15 protein-coding genes and 1 tRNA gene are annotated in these 12,891 nt (G+C 69.9%); 7 read left to right on the forward strand and 9 right to left on the reverse strand.

Annotated features, from left to right (window positions below):
• Positions 1–2: 2 nt before the first annotated feature.
• The 3 genes from BMW85_RS13155 to BMW85_RS13165 are packed head-to-tail and all read left to right on the forward strand — an operon-like array spanning position 3 to position 2,502.
• Complete coding sequence (locus BMW85_RS13155; RefSeq protein ID WP_091081089.1) at positions 3–737, forward strand: prolipoprotein diacylglyceryl transferase; 735 nt, start codon at positions 3–5, stop codon at positions 735–737.
• Positions 734–2,254, forward strand: a complete 1,521-nt coding sequence (locus BMW85_RS13160; RefSeq protein WP_091081092.1) for a radical SAM protein — start codon at positions 734–736, stop codon at positions 2,252–2,254. Before BMW85_RS13155 ends, BMW85_RS13160 begins: the two co-directional genes overlap by 4 nt.
• Positions 2,251–2,502, forward strand: a complete 252-nt coding sequence (locus BMW85_RS13165) for a hypothetical protein (protein ID WP_091081093.1) — start codon at positions 2,251–2,253, stop codon at positions 2,500–2,502. The genes BMW85_RS13160 and BMW85_RS13165 overlap by 4 nt, the downstream gene beginning before the upstream one ends.
• Here the strand turns inward: BMW85_RS13165 and BMW85_RS13170 are convergent.
• The 3 genes from BMW85_RS13170 to BMW85_RS13180 all read right to left on the reverse strand — a co-directional run bounded on the left by BMW85_RS13170 (position 2,492) and on the right by BMW85_RS13180 (position 4,768).
• Positions 2,492–3,763, reverse strand: a complete 1,272-nt coding sequence (locus BMW85_RS13170) for a hypothetical protein (RefSeq protein ID WP_091081096.1) — start codon at positions 3,761–3,763, stop codon at positions 2,492–2,494. The genes BMW85_RS13165 and BMW85_RS13170 overlap by 11 nt on opposite strands.
• On the reverse strand, positions 3,760–4,059 hold the full coding sequence (locus tag BMW85_RS51010; RefSeq protein ID WP_245774766.1) for a sigma-70 family RNA polymerase sigma factor: 300 nt from the start codon (positions 4,057–4,059) through the stop codon (positions 3,760–3,762). Before BMW85_RS51010 ends, BMW85_RS13170 begins: the two co-directional genes overlap by 4 nt.
• 250 nt (positions 4,060–4,309) lie before the next feature.
• Positions 4,310–4,768 (reverse strand): MaoC family dehydratase, encoded by a 459-nt coding sequence (locus BMW85_RS13180; RefSeq protein WP_091081099.1) that lies wholly within the window; start codon positions 4,766–4,768, stop codon positions 4,310–4,312.
• 275 nt (positions 4,769–5,043) lie between these two features.
• On the opposite strand from BMW85_RS13180, the gene BMW85_RS13185 reads away from it, so the two are divergent.
• Positions 5,044–6,225, forward strand: a complete 1,182-nt coding sequence (locus tag BMW85_RS13185; protein ID WP_091081101.1) for an ATP-binding protein — start codon at positions 5,044–5,046, stop codon at positions 6,223–6,225.
• A gap of 120 nt (positions 6,226–6,345) precedes the next feature.
• Here BMW85_RS13185 and BMW85_RS13190 read toward each other — a convergent pair whose 3' ends face one another.
• The gene (locus BMW85_RS13190; protein WP_245774767.1) at positions 6,346–7,140 is read right to left on the reverse strand and encodes a MauE/DoxX family redox-associated membrane protein; all 795 of its coding nucleotides are present in this window, start codon (positions 7,138–7,140) and stop codon (positions 6,346–6,348) included.
• Positions 7,141–7,145: 5 nt separating this feature from the next.
• Complete coding sequence (locus tag BMW85_RS13195) at positions 7,146–8,111, reverse strand: hypothetical protein (protein WP_091081106.1); 966 nt, start codon at positions 8,109–8,111, stop codon at positions 7,146–7,148.
• A gap of 216 nt (positions 8,112–8,327) precedes the next feature.
• Here BMW85_RS13195 and BMW85_RS13200 point away from each other — a divergent pair, with 216 nt between their 5' ends.
• Positions 8,328–8,831 carry a SigE family RNA polymerase sigma factor gene (locus BMW85_RS13200; RefSeq protein WP_091081108.1) on the forward strand — a complete coding sequence of 168 codons (504 nt, stop codon included), beginning with the start codon at positions 8,328–8,330 and terminating at the stop codon, positions 8,829–8,831.
• On the opposite strand, the gene BMW85_RS13205 is transcribed toward BMW85_RS13200, so the two are convergent.
• The gene (locus BMW85_RS13205; protein ID WP_245774768.1) at positions 8,826–9,401 is read right to left on the reverse strand and encodes a MarR family winged helix-turn-helix transcriptional regulator; all 576 of its coding nucleotides are present in this window, start codon (positions 9,399–9,401) and stop codon (positions 8,826–8,828) included. The two genes, BMW85_RS13200 and BMW85_RS13205, sit on opposite strands and share 6 nt — an antisense overlap.
• Before the next feature lie 103 nt (positions 9,402–9,504).
• Here BMW85_RS13205 and BMW85_RS13210 point away from each other — a divergent pair, with 103 nt between their 5' ends.
• Both BMW85_RS13210 and BMW85_RS13215 read left to right on the forward strand, forming a co-directional pair.
• On the forward strand, positions 9,505–10,068 hold the full coding sequence (locus BMW85_RS13210; protein WP_091081113.1) for a YceI family protein: 564 nt from the start codon (positions 9,505–9,507) through the stop codon (positions 10,066–10,068).
• A gap of 175 nt (positions 10,069–10,243) precedes the next feature.
• Positions 10,244–10,333: transfer RNA gene (locus BMW85_RS13215), tRNA-Ser, on the forward strand.
• A 64-nt stretch (positions 10,334–10,397) separates the two neighbouring features.
• Here the strand turns inward: BMW85_RS13215 and BMW85_RS13220 are convergent.
• The 3 genes from BMW85_RS13220 to BMW85_RS13230 form a co-directional block, all read right to left on the reverse strand.
• On the reverse strand, positions 10,398–11,225 hold the full coding sequence (locus BMW85_RS13220; protein ID WP_091081115.1) for a protein phosphatase 2C domain-containing protein: 828 nt from the start codon (positions 11,223–11,225) through the stop codon (positions 10,398–10,400).
• Positions 11,222–12,046 carry a sigma factor-like helix-turn-helix DNA-binding protein gene (locus BMW85_RS13225; protein ID WP_218155764.1) on the reverse strand — a complete coding sequence of 275 codons (825 nt, stop codon included), beginning with the start codon at positions 12,044–12,046 and terminating at the stop codon, positions 11,222–11,224. The genes BMW85_RS13220 and BMW85_RS13225 overlap by 4 nt, the downstream gene beginning before the upstream one ends.
• A 429-nt stretch (positions 12,047–12,475) precedes the next feature.
• Positions 12,476–12,886: an ATP-binding protein gene (locus BMW85_RS13230; RefSeq protein ID WP_091081120.1), complete on the reverse strand. Its 411-nt coding sequence runs from the start codon at positions 12,884–12,886 to the stop codon at positions 12,476–12,478.
• Between the last annotated feature and the right edge of the window lie 5 nt (positions 12,887–12,891).

The following is a 12,891-nucleotide window of genomic DNA, read 5'->3' on the forward strand; positions in this document are numbered from 1 at the left end:
CGATGCCTCCTTACCATGAGATCTTCGTCGGCCTCGGCGTGCTGGCGGCGTCCGTCGTGTTCGTACGTGAGGCCCGCCGCAGGGGCGCGCTGCACGAGCACTCCCTCATCGCGGTCACCGGCGCCCTCGTCGGCGGCGCGATCGGCATGCGGCTCGCGGGCTGGCTGGAGACCCTCGACCTCAGGGACCTCTGGCTGTACGGCTCCCGCAGCATCCTCGGCGGCCTCACCGGCGCGTACGCCGGCGTCCTCGTCGCCAAGAGGATCAGCGGCTACCGCGAGCGCACCGGCGACCTGTTCGCCCCGGCCGTCGCGCTCGGCATGGCCATCGGCCGCATCGGCTGCCACCTCACCGAGGCTCCCGGCCGTCCCACGAGCCTGCCCTGGGGTGTGCACGCCCCGCCGACGACCCCCGAGTGCCCGGGCTGCCTGACCGGCGCGGCCATGCACCCGTCGTTCCTGTACGAGATCGCCTTCCAGCTCGCCGCGTTCGCCGCGCTCATGTGGGCGCGCGGGCGTCTGACGCGGCCGGGGGAGCTGTTCACCCTCTACCTCGCCGGGTACGCCGCCTTCCGCTTCCTGGTGGAGTTCACCAGGGCGAACGAGACGTTGTGGCTCGGCCTGACCGGACCCCAATGGTTCCTGGCGGCCGGCCTGCCGCTGCTCGCGGTCCGGGTGACGATCGGCTACCGGCGCGGCTACTACGATCCCCTCATCTCTCGAAAGGTCACATCATGAGCGCAGGGATGAGCCTCCGGGGCGACCGCATCCTCAGGTACGTCAACGCCTTCTGTCCCCACTGCCACGGCCGTGACCTGGACCGGATCGAGCGCCTGAGCGGCTATCTCGCCGAACGCGACGGCAAGGTGTGGCTGGAGCGCGGCTGCCGCGAGCACGGCTTCATCCGCACCCTGTACGACGAGGACCCGGAGATCCTCGCGTACCTGGAGGAATGGACCGCTCCCACCAAGCAGCACATCCCGGACGTCCAGGGCAACTTCGCGCCGATCCCGCTCGCGTACCTCGACGGACTCCCCGAGATGCAGACCCAGCACACCTGCATCCTCCTGGAGGACATCGCCGAGACCTGCAACCTGCGCTGCCCCACCTGCTTCGCCGACAGCTCGCCCGACCTGTCCGGCGTCGTCCCCGTCCACGACGTCCTCGCCAACGTGGACCAGCGGCTCGCCCGTGAGAACGGCAAGCTCGACGTGCTCATGCTGAGCGGCGGCGAGCCGACCCTCCACCCGGAGCTGAAGACGCTGCTCGCCGAGCTGACCGCGCGCCCGATCACCCGCATCCTGGTCAACACCAACGGCGTGCTCGTCGCCAGGGACGACTCCCTCCTCGACCTGCTCACCGAGCACCGGGAACGGGTGGAGGTCTACCTCCAGTACGACGGCGTCTCGGCCGAGGCGTCCAGGCACCACCGCGGCGGCGACCTGCGTCAGCTCAAGGCCCAGGCCCTGGCCCGCCTGTCCGAGCGGGAGATCTTCACCACGCTCGTCATGACGGCCGCCCTCGGCGTCAACGACGGGGAGATCGGCGACGTCGTACGCCTCGCGCTCGACACCCCGTACGTCGGCGGCGTCTCCCTGCAGCCCCAGTTCGGCTCGGGCCGGTCAGGCGAGATCGATCCCATGGACCGGCTCACCCACACCGGCGTGCTCAAGCGCCTCGGCCCGCAGACCGACGGACTGGTGACCTGGCGCGACCTCACCGCCCTGCCCTGCTCGCACCCGCACTGCTGCTCGGTCGGCTACCTGCTGCGCGACGACGCCGGCCAGTGGCGCTCGCTGACGGCGCTCATCGGCCACGACCGGCTCAAGGCGAACCTCGGCCTGGTCTCCAACCGCATCGCCGACAGCGAGATCCCGCGCGAGCTGCGCCTCGCCGTACAGGAGTCGCTGCTCGGCCTGCTGTCGGAGCAGTCGTCGCTGTCGCATCCGCAGGTCGGCGACCTGTGGCGGAACATCTGCGAGAACTGCGACCTCGGCATCTCCACCCTGCTCACCCTCGCCTCCTCGGCCCTGCCGGGGCGGCGGCGGAAACTGCGCCGCATGCTGGCCGAGCGGGTGGTGCGCATCACGGTCAAGCCGTTCATGGACATCTCCACGATGATCGAGGAACGCCTCACGCAGTGCTGCGTGCACGTCGGCACCCGCGACGGCGAACGCGACCAGTGCGCGCCGTTCTGCGCCGTCCAGGCGTGGCCGCAGCTGTCCCGGCAGCGCCTGTCGCTGGTGGCCCGGTGAGCGCGCAGCCGGAGGGCAAGGCGCCGTACGATCCGCTGCGGCTGTGCGTGTACGCCACCGTCGCGCTGCTGGCGTGGCTGCTCGGGCCGTGGGCGGTGCTCGGGTTCGCGGCGCTCGGGTTCGCGGGTTACTGGAAGGCGCGGCGGGCCGGGCTGACCCGGAGCAAGTGCCTGCTCCGGGACACCCGGCTGGTGCTGGCCTACCTGGGACTGCTGGCCGCCGTGGCGGTCGTGGCGATCATGGTGTGAGGGCCCGCAGGTTGAGCACCGTCCACTCCTTCAGGCCGAGGGTCATCGGCGCGCACGTCTTCTTGGCGCACGTCGCGGGAGGCTGCGCGTCCTCGTCCCAGTGGAGGGTGGTCGCGGACGGACTGTTCGACAACGACATCGGCATCAACGGTGTGCCCATCGTGCCGGGCCGCTGCTCGCCGAGCCCGGTCGTCGTGCCGGTCTCCAGGTCGTACAAGAGGGCGAGCGGCCCTTCTCCGGTCCGCTGCGTCGGCGCCGGGGCGGCGAGCACGTACCGGTCGGCGTAGGGCTGGCGGGGCGAGTACAGGCGCAGCTCGGGCAGCTTCCTGCGGCCGGTCCCGTCCACGCGCTGGACCAGCAGCCGGCCGTTCAGCTCCCCGGCGCACCAGCGCGGCCCGCACCGCAGGAACAGCGTTCCCTTCGGCGCACGTACGTCGATGGAACGGCCGGTCTCCAGGTCGACGGCCCGGTCCTGGTTGGCGAACGTGCGCCGGCCGAGGTGCGCCGCCCACGGCCAGGTGGTCAGCGTGAGCCCGTCGCTGCCGGGCAGCCGCGCCGGCGTCCCCCCGGTCAGCGGCACCCGGTGGACGCCGCCCTTCCAGGAAGACCAGACGAGGGAGTCGTCCGTGACCCCGAGCACCGCCACGTCGCCGGAGGCCGTGGTCACCCGGGTGGCCGTCCCGCCGGTGCGCGGCACGGCCCAGAATGTCGTGGTGCCGCCGGTCGTGGCATACCAGGCGATATGTCCTGGGCCTACCGTCACGCCGTCCGGTCCCTCCTCGCCCTTGACGGCCGGGACCTGGGCGAGCGTCCTCGTCGTACGGCGGGTCACGTCGTACACGTCCAGCCGCGACGGCTTCCCCTTGGCGGGCGCGGCCACGAGCAGCAGCACCTCCGCCGGGCTCAGCCCGGCCACCGGCAGGATCCGCGCCCCGTCGGAGGTCCTGGCCGGCACCTTGGCCACGGCCTGCGGCCAGCGCTCCTTCACCTGCGTCCACGGCTCGTCGACCTGCGGCCGCCGCTCCTCGATCTGCGTCCACCGCTCCTCGGCGCGTCGTTCGGCGCCGGATGACGCGACGGACAGGGCCGCCGTGGTGCCGCCCGCGACCGCCACCGCCGCGAGCGCCGCGAGCGCCATCCGCACCCGTTGCCGGATCCTGCGGCCGTGCCGCCTGGCGGCCACGCCCCGCGCGAGGTCCACCTGCTCGACCTGGTCGGCGGCGGTGCGCAGGGTTCGGATCAGGTCCTGTTCGCCTCTCATCGTGCCTCCTGCAGCACTCGCTTGATCCGGAGCTTGTCCAGGGCGCGGGCGGCCTGGCTGCGTACGGTGCCGCGGGAGACGCCGAGGATGTCGGCGATATCCTGGTCGGACAGGTCCTCGTAGTAGCGCAGCACGAGCACGGCCCGCTGCCTGCGGGGGAGTCGCTGGAGTTCGGCCCACAGATCGGCGTCGCCGTAACGGTCGTGGGCGCCGTGCTCGGGCACCGTGGCGACCAGGCTCTCCCTACGCCGTCTGCGCCAGGACCTGATGTGCAGCCGGACCATCGTCGTGCGCACGTACCCTTCGGGGTCGTGTTTGTTGCCACGCGGGTCCAGGCGTCGCCGAGGCGGGCCAGAGCCTCCTGTACGAGGTCGGCCGCGTCCTCGGAGTTACCGGACAGCACGAAGCCGTACCGGAGGAGGGCGTCGCCCCGGGCCCGGACGAACTCGTCGAAATCTTCCACGAACCCAGGGAGCGACGGAGGGGCTTTACTGTTGCACGTGAAACGTGGCCGCGGGTCGCGGCCACTCGGCGGCTACTCGGCGGTTACTCGGCGGGGACGTACAGCGAGAGGGTCTCGGCGACGCAGGCGGGGCGCTTCTCGCCCTCGATCTCGATCGTCATCTTCAGGTTGGACAGGTAGCCGGCCGGCGTGCCCTTGACGTCGGTGAGCTCGCCGACGGCCCGGACGCGCGCGCCCACCGGCACCGGCCGGGGGAAGCGGACCTTGTTGAGGCCGTAGTTGACGCCCATGGCGATGCCCTCGACCTTGACCAGCGAGAACATGAACGACGGCAGCAGCGACAACGTCAGGTAGCCGTGCGCGATGGTGCCGCCGAACGGCCCCTCCTTGGCCCGCTCGACGTCCACGTGGATCCACTGGTGGTCGTCGGTGGCGTCGGCGAAGGTGTTGACCTGATCCTGGGTGACGGTGCGCCACTCGGTGGGACCGAAGGTCTCGCCGACTGCCGCCTTGAGCTCCTGAACGTTCGCGAAGGTCCGCATGACGCGAAACGCTATTCCCAGGCCACGGCGGCTGCCAAGTCGGCCGGTCGTCCGCGCGTCGCCGCGGCCGTTGCGAAGATCTTTACCCGAAAACCATCGCATAGGTGTTCGAGTCCGCGCTACAGTCTTAGGAGCAGCAATCGAACAAGGGTTCGGCCTGGTGAGAGGGGGTGTGTCCGATGGCGGTGCTCGCGCCACCCCGCGCTCGGACACGCCGTAGCACTTTCTTCCCAAATCTAAGACGGCCGCTATATCCGGCAATAAAGTCCGAGAGCGTGGACCCTGTGCGAAACCCCTACGCTCCCGGCGCGGGACAGCGTCCCCCGGAGCTCGCCGGCCGTGACCGAGAGCTGCAGCAGTTCGAGGTGGTGCTCGAACGTGTCGCCCGTGGCCGTCCCGAGCGCAGCATGGTCGTCACCGGGCTGCGCGGCGTCGGCAAGACGGTGCTGCTCAACACGTTCAAGTCCATGGCCATGCAGCGGCTGTGGGGCACGGGCAAGATCGAGGCCCGGCCCGACCAGTCGATCCGGCGGCCCGTGGCGGCCGCCCTGCACATGGCCATCCGCGAGCTCGCGCCGCGCCACCGCGCGCCCGAGCGCATCGAGGAGTTCCTCGGGGTGCTCAAGGCGTTCGCGATGCGCGACCCGGCCGCGGCCAAGGGCACCTCACACTGGTCGCCCGGCATCGAGGTGCCCGCCAGCCGCGGGCGCGCCGACTCGGGCGACCTGGAGATCGACCTCACCGAGCTGTTCGTCGACGCGGCGAGCGTGGCGACCGACCTCGCGGTCGGCATCGCGCTGTTCATCGACGAGATGCAGGACGTCCCGGCGTCCGACGTCTCGGCGCTCTGCGCCGCCTGCCACGAGCTGTCGCAGTCGGGCGGCCCGCTCATCGTCGTCGGCGCGGGGCTGCCCCACCTGCCGAGCGTGCTGTCGGCCAGCAAGAGCTATTCCGAACGCCTCTTCCGCTACGCGCGCATCGACAAGCTCGACCGGGAGGCGGCCGACCTCGCGCTGATCCTGCCCGCCCGCGAGGAGGAGGTGGAGTTCACCCGCGAGGCCCTCGACGCCCTCTACGAGGCCGCCGACGGCTACCCCTACTTCGTCCAGGCGTACGGCAAGGTCGCCTGGGACCTCGCACCGCGCACCCCGATCACGCTCGACGACGTCAAGGTCTCCGCGCCCGAGGCCGAGGAGGAGCTCGCGGTCGGCTTCTTCGGCAGCCGCTACGAGCGCGCCACCCCGGCCGAGCGCGACTACATGCACGCCATGGCGCAGATCGGCGACGAGCCGGTCGCCACCGCCGAGGTCGCCGAGGCCCTCGGCCGCAAGCCGTCCAGCCTGTCGCCCGCCCGCGACAGCCTGATCAAGAAAGGGCTGATCTACAGCGCCGAGCGCGGGCTGATCGCGTTCACGGTGCCGCATTTCGGCAGATTCCTGCGCGCCCAGCCGGTGTGAGCCGGGCACGCTCCTAGTCCTCTATTGGGCTGTCTAGAGGGGAAGCTAGATAGCCCAATAGAGTCATATCCCCATGCTTCCGGGGCCGGCGCGTCGAGGCTTCTCTACGGCTGTCTAGCGTCAGGCCGATACAGGGCTATATTCCGGCAGAGACGAGCCGCTGTCCTCGCCGCTGACCACCGCCATCCGCACCGCCGGGCGCCGCCCGCTGAGATAGACGGCGAACACCACGTCGTCCTGCTGCTGGTTGCGGAAGGCGAAGAAGCGCCAGCACAGCTCACGCCAGCTGTCGTACGGCTCGGCCGAGGTCAGCTCGTGCCGGTGCGCCCGCCAGGGGCCGCTCGCCCGCAGCCGGGCGAGGGTGGCCGACTCGGCGGGGCCGGGGCGCTGCTCGCAGGGGGCGCGGTAGCGCACGCGGTCGAGCAACTCCTCGATCTCCGGCGACAGCGCGGCGAGCACCAGCACCCCGGCCGCCGTCAGCCATGACATGCCGGTGGCGGCCGTCCAGCCGGTCACCGGCGCCCACACCGACACGACGGACATCCCGGTCAGCACGACCGTCCGGGCGATCGAACGCAGCCCGACCGGGGCCGAGCTCACCTCGCCGAAGCAGCCGCAGCCCGCGTCCGGCCGCCGCCTGCGCAGCTCCAGCAGCACGTACGTGGACATCGCGAAGAACGCGGCCGTCCCCCACCGGAAGAACGGATGCGTGCCGAGCGCCAGCCCAGCCGCCAGCACCGCCTCGACGGCCGCGCACAGCAGCAGCGCGGGAGCCTGCAGCCGGCCGGGCATCAGCACGGCCGGGCCGAGCCGGGACAGCGCGCCCGGCTCGCCGCCGGAGCGTACCGTGACGATCTTGGCCACCGTGCCCAGGCCGAGCAGCACGACGAGGATCGGCAGCTGTGATTCCAGCACGCGGGTCACCCCAATCCGATCTGAGCGTTGAAGCAGCCTTTCACCAAATCACCGCCGAGCTCCACGTAGGAGTAGGGCGAGAGCTCCGCGATCCGCCCGCGCGGCGAGGTGTCACACTCGACGCAGCGGTCGCAGAACCGCCCCGCCAGGCATCCGCAGGCCACCACGGGGACGTTGGCCGAGCGGCCCGAGCAGACGTTCCTGATCTGCAGGAGCGAGCCGAGGGCGAGGTACGGCAGCCCCGCGCAGGACACCCCGGCGTCCGCGCAGCCCGTGTCGGAGCGCTCCAGCATCGGGTAGGCGGCGCCGCGTTCCTCCTCGTCGAAGGTGTCCGACCAGGTCGCGGTGCCGGCGATGCGCTGCTGCACGCCGGCGTACGCGGGGGGCGGGGGCGGCACGGCGCGGGCCGGGTAGGGCGGCTGCGAGGTCGCCGGCAGCAGCGCCTGGCTCGCGCCCTCCTGGCGCAGGCCGATCGCGTCGAACAGGTAGCCGGGCTCGAACTTCGGATGGCGCACCTGGAGCCGCCCCGAGGCCCGGTAGGGGATGACGACCGTGCGGTGCCCGCGGTGCGGCCCGCAGTCCAGCTCGACCGTCAGGTCCTTACGTCCGTCGATGGACTGGATCGTTCCGGTGATGCGGGTCGTGTCGGCCCAGATGCGCTCCACGACGCGGCCCTCGCGCAGGGTGCGCATCATGACCATCGACCCCACGGGCAGACCGGCGGGGGCGACGTCGCCGCCGTGCCAGGCCGTCGCCCAGGGGGCGATCACCAGGCGTTCCTGGACGCCCTCCGGCGTCTCGATGATGATCAGATGCGGGCTGATGTCGAGGATCTCGCCGGCCACCGCCCGCAACGGTCCGCCTCCGGCTTCGCCGGACTCCTGTGGATTGTCGGGACCCGGGACACCGGGCTCGCGGCCGAGCGCGGCCGCGGCGAGCACGCGGCGGCGCTCGATGATCGGATACCCCATCCGCCCTCCCTCGCTCGCCTACTAGGGTCACACGACTCGCGAGTGGATCAGGCCCCGTGGCGCACAAGGGAGCAAAATACGCATCCTCGGGGAAGTGCCCTGACATCCGGCGGAGGAAGGATCGCCACCGACCTTGACGGACTTTTGTCGTCGGCGGACCGAAACCTGAATTGCAGTTCAGCCCGAAAAGGGCATCCGGCTGCGATTCTGGCCACGATGCAGACCACGGACTGGGAAGAAGAGTTCCGCGAGTACGTCACGACCCGCGGTCCCGCCCTGCTGCGTGCCGCGAACCAGCTCACCGGGCACCCCCTGGACGCCGAGGACCTGCTGCAGAACGCGCTCACCAAGACGTACCAGGCGTGGGGGCGCATCGAGGACCGCCGGGCGCTGGACGGGTACGTACGGCGGGCCATGGTCAACATCAACATCTCCCAGTGGCGGCGGCGCAAGCTGGAGGAGTACCCGTCGGGGGACGAGCTCCCCGAGGTGGTGGCCGCGTCCGAGGGGACGCCGTGCGGGGAGATCCACGAGCGACTGGAGCAGGCACTGAGAGAACTGCCTGATCGGATGCGGGCGGCGATCGTGCTGCGGTACTACGAGGACATGACGGAGCCGGAGATCGCCCAGACGTTGGGGATCAGTGTGGGGACGGTCAAGAGCACGGTGTCACGCGCGATGAGCAAGCTCCGCTCCGCGCTGGGGCTGTCGGGATCATAGGCTCGGCTTCGCCGGACTCAAGGGCACGGCCGGGACGGCGGCGTCTTCGCGAGCGGCGTCGTGGTCGTCGCGCCCGGCGGCTTTCTCGCATCCGGCGGCGTCCGAGGTGAGGCCGGCGCCGGCGGTGGCGCACGGACGGACCACGTCCCTGATCTTCCTCAAACTGGCCAGGAACGTCTCAAGCTCCCCATCCGGCAGCAGCCTGGTGAAAGACCTGTCGATGTCGTGGAGATGCTCGGGCAGCACGGACTCCAGCCGCTCCCGCCCGACCGGCGTCAGGACCGCGTAGGAGGCACGCCGGTCGCTGGGGCAGGCCTGCCGCGCCACCAGCCCTTCTCGTTCGAGGCGGTCGACGACGCGGGTCACCCCGCTGGTCGACAGCCCGGTCTGTGCGGCGAGATCGCTCATCCGCAGCCGCTGCTCGGGGGAACGTGCCAACCGGATGACGGTCTCGAAATCGATCTCCGACAGGCCCGCCCGCGCCAGCGCGGGATGCAGCCGCGCCATGATGCCGGCGTGCACCTCGGTCAGCAGGCCCAGGGCCGTGAGCCGGGAATCGTGGTAGTTCATCACGCTCATATCATAGACGACGATAGTTGACGTGCGGAATATTCCTCGTGTAGAAAGTTGTTGAAGCAGACAACAGCACCGCACCCTTCACAAGGAGAACCCCATGAGCACCCGTACCTGGGAGAGCCTGACCATTCCCGCCGCCGGCACGTACAACCTCGACGTCGCCCACACGCGCATCGGCTTCGTCGTCAAGCACATGATGGTCAGCAAGGTCCGAGGACACTTCGGCACGTTCAGCGGCTCGGTCACCATCGCCGAGAACCCGCTCGAGTCCGCCGCCGAGCTCACCATCAAGACCGACAGCATCGACACCGGCATGCCCGACCGCGACGGCCACCTCCGCAGCGACGACTTCCTCTCCGCCGACAAGTTCCCGGAGATCACCTTCAAGAGCACTCGCGTGGTCGGCCACTCGGGCGACGAGTTCACCGTCGTCGGCGACCTGACCATCCGCGACGTCACCAAGGAAGTCGAGCTCACCGTCGAGTACGGCGGCGCCGGCACGAACCCCTGGGGTGCGGCGGTGTGGGGCTTCTCGATCACCACGGAGTTCGACCGCGAGGACTTCGGCCTGACCTGGAACCAGGCCCTGGAGACGGGCGGCGTCCTGGTCGGCAAGAAGGTCAAGATCGAGATCGAGGGCGAGGCCAACCCGGCCGCTTGATCCCACGATCGCGTAGGGTTATCCACAGCCTCGAAGCCCGCCCACGCTCTGGGCGGGCTTCATCCACAGCCAGTTACCCACAGGCTGTTGATAACTCTTGGTGAAGGCGAGCGCGGATTCGCTTTGCCGCCTCGCCAGAAGGCCGGTACTCTGTGCTGAGCCGCACCGGCTACCAGGAGGATTCGCCTAGTCAGGTCTATGGCGCCGCACTGCTAATGCGGTTTGGGTTTAACGCCCATCCGGGGTTCAAATCCCCGATCCTCCGCAGACGAGAGGCCCTCTTCCCGAGTACGGGGAGAGGGCCTTTTTGTATGGGCCAGGCTTGGCGATCAGGGAAGCGAGAGCGTGACCACGGTGGCGTCGTCGAAGGTCTTACCTCGCGGCCACCGGGATCCTGTGGGGTCGCTGTACTCGGCCGCGCGTACGCGGCTGATCAATGCTTCCGGACCCTCCTGATCGAGCAGGTCGAGCGCTTGCCGCCAGGTGGCGAGGTGAAAACGATCGACGAGGCGGGACGCGCCGTCACTCAGGAGGACGGCCGTGCGGACCGACTCCCTTGGGACCGTCCCCGTAAGGGCCTGGTCGGCGGCGAGGGGGTCGGTGGCCGCGACCCAGAAGCCGCCGTCGCGGTTGCGGTGCGCACGCAACGCCTCTACGTAGTCGCGGTGGGCGGCCTGGTGTTCGGGGCTGCCTGAGTCGAGGGCGTCCATAGCGCTGCGGTACCGGGCGCCGACCTGCGCTTCGCGATCATCGCAGATGACCATCGGTGCCGCGGTGTCGCCTGCATCGAGGACCAGGCCGGAGTCCGCCAGGACGAGCCATTCGAGGGCGTCGTCCGTACGCCGGAGCATTACCACGGTCGCCGAGGGCGAGCCGGGGTGGGTGAGGTCGCAGGTGTCCTCGTGCAGGCCGGCCACAGCTTTGATCTCGCTTGCCAGCAGCTCGGGCAGGGTTTCGTGCTTCTGCGTCATGGCGGCCAGCAACGAAGAGCCCAGAGTGCGAGCGAACCAGGCGACCCCATGTGAGCAGCCGGACTCGGAGCCCGCGGGCGTGCCGGCCCCGTCGAGGAGGACCGCCGCGTCTGCGCTCACCGCGACGAAGTCCTCGTTGGGACGTCCCGGAGCCGCTTCGGTGGCCAGCGCGACGCGCACCTTCACCCCTCCTCGTGCAGGTAGAGCGGACTGGCAAGCTCGACCTTCACGGGTTCCCCGCTCTCCGGCTCGTACTCCGTGGACACGACCGTCGAGAACGGCTTGTCCGCCACCTCGCCCCACAGGGCAGCCAGCTCGGTTTGCAGGAGCCGGACCACGCCGAGCGTCCCTTGAGGGTGGACGCCGGTGAAGACCAGGACGTGGCCCGCCCCATCGGGACGGGGAAGCCGTCCAAGATAGGCGTAGTCGATCGGCCGCGCGGGCTCGTCATCGGAGCCCGACCGATAGCGTTCATCGGTCCGGGTGTCGTGAAGCGTCCACACGTCCTGCTTCACCCACTCCAGCACCGGGTCCCTCTCGTACAGCTCGCCCATGACCGTCGAGAGCCGTGGCCCGCAGATCACCACGAGATTGGGCCGATTCAGGTTGACGTCGCCGCCGAGGGGGACGTGCTCCAGCTCCACGGCCAGGTCGAACCCGCGCGCCAGATCTTCCAGCCGTTTCGCCGCCGCGACATCTTCCACAGCGACGACAGGGCGTGCCTGCCGCGCTTCCCGTTTCAGAGGCGTGATCAGCGTGATCGTCCCCTGGCCGAAGAAGGCTCCTTCGGGGGCCGGACCGGTGTGGCGGATCTGGTGGATGCGACCGCGGGTGAGGCCGGCTTCCTTCGCGATCTGGGCGTACGACATGCCCTGCGCGTGCAGCTCTTGGATGACCCGCCGGCGAAGACGGGACAGCTCGGTCACCTCCTGCTGCGCGGCGTTCAGGCGCTCGGTGGCAACCCGGAGCAGTTGGTACGGATCCTCGATCGCTGCGATCCGCTCCACGTCGTTCGATGGCAATGGTCCCCCTTGGATCATTGCCGATGAGTCTAGGCCCCTAGACAGAATGCCGTCTATCCCCCTTGACGGTATGCATTCGAGCGCTTCGCCGGTTTTTGGATCTACTGCCCGAATTGCTGAACGCCGCCGAGGAACCCGCGTGGACTCACCGAGCAAGCCCTGACAACAGAGCCTGCCACAGCTTGTGCGCCTCCGAGGGCCGCATCCGGAACGTGTCCGACACCTGCCACCCGGTGCCGGCCTGCACGTACCGCCTGATGAACCCTTGCCCAGCAGCCTCGCGCAGCTCGTACACGATCGGCCGACAATCACACGTCCATCCCACGACTCTCTGCCTGCCGTCGCGGCGAGGCGCTCGCCATTCGAGGAACGCACAGGAGGGCCGCGGCGGTGCGACGTGGGGCGAGAGGCACATCAGCAGTCCTGTCGCTGCGCGCGAGACGCGTCGTTCAACGAAGCCCAGACGGTCCGGCCTCTGTGGTCACCCAGCACGCCCCACTCGGCCGCCATCTCGGACACGATCCGCAGCCCGCGCCCGCCTTCAAGGTCGGGATACTCGGGGAAGATCCGTGGCCTACCCGGGCCTCCTTCGTCCAAGACGGCGATCCACAACCGCCCGGCATCGCCGCGAATGGTCACGAGAAAGCGACCGCCGAACCGTCCACTTGCCGAGTGCCGTATCGCGTTCGTAGCCAACTCGCTCACGATCAGCTCGGCCGTCGCGACGTCAGGCCAGCCCTTGAGGAACGTGGTGACGAAGCGCCGGGCTTCGATGATCGAGACGGTGGACCCGAGGAAGTAGCGAGAGATGCACCAAGCCGACACGGGAA

The organism is Nonomuraea wenchangensis, assembly GCF_900111685.1.
GTDB lineage: Bacteria > Actinomycetota > Actinomycetes > Streptosporangiales > Streptosporangiaceae > Nonomuraea > Nonomuraea wenchangensis.